Source organism: Peptostreptococcus sp. MV1, assembly GCF_000758885.1.
Classification (GTDB): Bacteria; Bacillota; Clostridia; order Peptostreptococcales; family Peptostreptococcaceae; genus Peptostreptococcus.
Window position 1 is genome coordinate 1 of record NZ_JRNB01000021.1, and the last position, 3,988, is coordinate 3,988.

3 protein-coding genes are annotated in these 3,988 nt (G+C 34.9%); all 3 read right to left on the bottom strand.

The window, feature by feature from the left end; genetic code table 11:
* Nucleotides 1-93: 93 nt before the first annotated feature.
* The 3 genes from HMPREF1639_RS02095 to HMPREF1639_RS02105 all read right to left on the bottom strand — a co-directional run bounded on the left by HMPREF1639_RS02095 (nt 94) and on the right by HMPREF1639_RS02105 (nt 3,721).
* Nucleotides 94-507, bottom strand: a complete 414-nt coding sequence (locus tag HMPREF1639_RS02095; protein ID WP_207640737.1) for a hypothetical protein — start codon at nt 505-507, stop codon at nt 94-96.
* Nucleotides 508-661: 154 nt separating this feature from the next.
* Nucleotides 662-2,134, bottom strand: a complete 1,473-nt coding sequence (locus HMPREF1639_RS08900) for a glycoside hydrolase family 25 protein (RefSeq protein WP_052045380.1) — start codon at nt 2,132-2,134, stop codon at nt 662-664.
* A gap of 345 nt (nt 2,135-2,479) precedes the next feature.
* Nucleotides 2,480-3,721 (bottom strand): ATP-binding protein, encoded by a 1,242-nt coding sequence (locus HMPREF1639_RS02105; protein ID WP_036762774.1) that lies wholly within the window; start codon nt 3,719-3,721, stop codon nt 2,480-2,482.
* Nucleotides 3,722-3,988: the final 267 nt, after the last annotated feature.

Below are 3,988 nucleotides of genomic sequence, written 5' to 3' on the forward strand. Positions count from 1 at the left end.
GCCCTACGTGGACTTTCACCACAGACTGACGGCATGCCCGTCATACATAAAAAAGGATCTACCTACATTAAATCCCAATAATCTAGGTAAATCCTAATATTTAATAACTGATTCAGGCTTGTTTTTCTCACTGAAAATATCTAATACACCTCTATTGTAGTATTCAGTCCTATCTATATCACCATAGTACAAGCTATCAAAATACCTATAATACGAAACCTTAATATCCCTATGATACCTTATAACAGCCAACCTCGGTCTACCATCCTCAACAACCTTCTTCTCTCCAGTCAGAGTAGAATCAATATGCAAAAGAAGGTGGAGCCCAAAAGATATCAAGACTATAGTCACCACTGTAATAAATAAGCCGAAAGCCCTAGACCTTCCCAGAGCATTCCTACTTGTCATAAGTGCCAAAAGCATCAACATAAAGACCTCAATAACAACAAAGCTAAACCTCACAATCGGTCTAACATCTAAATTTTTCATATGACCAACAAGACTCACAGTACAAAAAATCACAGGTAATATAATGATAATAGCCACAATCAGAGCACATGTTCTTCTATACCTAAATCTAATGATAATCACCTCCACATAAACCGAGTCTTATCATATGTTAACACAAAAGTGCTTGAATGTGGATAAAAATAATAAAAAATCACATAACTTTCACATAGTTATTCAGACCATTCTTTTTGATAATTGTCGGATAATCAATATAGGCTACACTAGCATCGACACCGCCCTCACTAGTAGAGCCAATCCCCTTGAAATGAGCCTTATTAGTATACTGCCACATACCTACTAAACCTGGGCCATTGTAACCATGGTGTCTACTAGACCACCTGGCCACCCACAGGTCAAAATCCTTGAGTCTGGACATATCAAAACTATTATCCAGCCAAGACTTCATAGAATACAGACCTACATAATAGCCCCTAGACTCCACACGCTTCATAAAAGCATAGGCAATCCTAGTCCTCAAATCATTGCCCAACCTAGACTGGCACTTGTCCTCCATATCCAGATATACAGGATAATCAAACTGCATTCCCTCCAGAGAGTGAAGGAACATATCAGCCTCCTTGAGAGCCTCATCAACTGTAGTAGCATAACAATACCAGTAGGCACCAACACCCAGACCAGCCTTCTTGCAAGAATTGTAGTTCTTAACCCAGTATGGATCCTCACCACTATAGCCACTACCAGCCTTCAAAATAGCGAACTGAACACCAGCCTTCTTGGCCGCCTCCATATCACATCTACCATTATACTTACTAATATCTATTCCCAATCTATTACTCATCTTCTCAATCTCCTTTTTTCTCTTAAAATCATCTAGCATTTTGCCGACCTCTTCCTCACCCAAACTAGTAGGCTCCATAAAAGAATTTTTAGTATCAATAGAAATATAATCCTTGGCATTCTTGGCTGGCCTAAGGAAAATCATCCCCTCCTGATCATCTAAAATCTGATGCCTCATAGCCACAATCCTAGAATGCAAGTAGTGGTATAGCCTGACATAAATACTATCCCTAGAATCATCCCAACCTGCAATCAGCTTGTAAACCTTTGCTTCAGAAATATTCATACGCCTAGCAATCTCCTTGGCAGACATACGGTAGCAATTCTTGAGTAACATACAAACAGCCATATCCTTTTCCCTGGTATGAGCCTTAAGAGTCTTGATATATAGCCTATCTCCCCTAGTATAGTCAAATATAGACTCCATAAGGTCAATGTTGTCACCCATATTGTCTCCAGTCAACCTCAGAGAAAATAACAAAGACAAGATACTAGAATCAAAATAATCTTTGGCCAAAGCTTTGGCACGACTTGGACAATCAATCTCACTGGATAAAAGTGCCTCAGCATTCAAAATATCCCTCACAGAAACATTGGCATCCTTATTGGAAAAATGCTTGTAACCAGTATCACTTGCCCCAAATACTGAATACATAAAATCCTTCATCACAAAGAATGTCAATTCCCTGCACACACCAGCAAAGACATCCACTAGGCCATCTGTCTCCTCAAAAGAATCAATCACAGCCGTATAATTATTGTCTGCAATAGACTCCATCAAAGCATAACTAGCTGCCTTTTTGTTAGTTTTTTTATTAATTATCATATTAGTACCTCCTATTTTTTATTGTAATTTTTTTGATTTTTATTATAATGTTTTTGATTTTTATTATCATTACACTTACATAATACTACTAAATATCTTATATGTAAAGCTGTTTTTCAAAAATATTTCTAAAATTTTATTTTTTGTATAGAAGTTATACGTTTTTTGGAAGCTTTTTTTGTAAATAAGCCTCTAATCAAAATAAAAATCCATGTACTGAAAATTTTTGTGGCTTTCCACATTTTTTTCAGTAGGGCAAAATAAATCCCCCCTGCTAGGTATATTCCTACTAGGGGGGATTTAGGTCTTATGTTTATCCCTTACTATTTAAGATTTTGTTTCTTCTTACAAAAGACTATCCTTATCCAAAAGAAATTCAAATAAATTTAAAATCAGTATTCCATCATCTGTATAATATGTTGGAGAGTTCTTCACTATAATAATCTTTTTAAAATCATCATTTATTTTCTCCAAAGAAGTCCTTTCCTGCTTCATTTTTTCTTCAGTAGGAAGATCATAGGCTACTTGTATATAAATTCTATTAGGCGCAGCATTGCAAACAAAATCAACTTCTGCACTCTTCCTGATACTTTTACTATTTTCATCATTCACAAAATAATCAACTACCCCAACATCAACATTGTATCCTCTAATCAGCAGTTCATTATATACAATATTTTCTATAATATGAGTTTCTTCATATTGCCTAAAATTCAAACTAGCATTTCTAAGACCCAAATCAGAAAAATAATACTTACAAGGTGTTGAAATATATTTTCTACCTTTTACATTATATCTATCAGCCCTACTTATCAAAAAAGAATCTTCAAAATATGTAAGATAGTCAGACACTGTACTATGATGTATGGAAACACCCTTCACTCTTTTGAAGGTATCCAATATTTTTTTAGGATTGACAAGCCCACCAATACCTGAGGCAATTATAGACAGCAATTCTTCCAGCTCCTTTGGATTTCGCACATCATTTCTTTCTAATATATCCTTTAGGTATGTTTCTGTCACTATATTTTTCAGGTAGCTAGCCTTATCAGCATTATTTTTGATAGATACCAGCTTGGGCAATCCACCGTACATGGAATACTCTAGCCAAGCATCATACTTGTCCCCTTCAAAATTTTGATAGAACTCAGAAAATGACAAGGGAAAAATATGGATTTGATCTCCTCTACCTCTAAATTCGGTTATTATATCCTTTGATAGAAATTTCGCATTACTACCTGTTACATATACATCAACATTATCTATATGTAGCATACTATTTAGCACATCTTCAAATTCATCTACCATCTGAACCTCATCCAGTAGCACAAAATATTTTCCTTCACTAGAAATGTTTGATACTAAATATTCATATAGCTTATCAGGATTTCTTAATTCAATATTTCGTCTATCGTCTAAAGCAATTTTTATGATATTACTTTCTTCTATACCCTCTGATTTCAAATATTTATAAAATAGCTTAAATAAAAGGTATGTTTTTCCAGAACGCCTAATTCCAGTTATTACCTTTATCATACCATTATTCATTTTTCTGATTAACTGTTCTAAGTATATATCCCTTTCCATTTATCATCCCCCCCTGTCTACTGAAAATTTTTGTGGCTTTCCACATTTTTTTTCACTACTATCTTATCATGAATTCATAACTTAAACAATCCATGTACTGAAAATTTTTGTGGCTTTCCACATTTTTTTTCAGTAGGGCAAAATAAATCCCCCCTGCTAGGTATATTCCTGCTAGGGGGGATTTTATTTTCTCCATTACAATGCTCACAAGAGTCAGGTATATATGTCAATTTGCCCTTAATGACCGTATGTTCAATTCCTCTAATA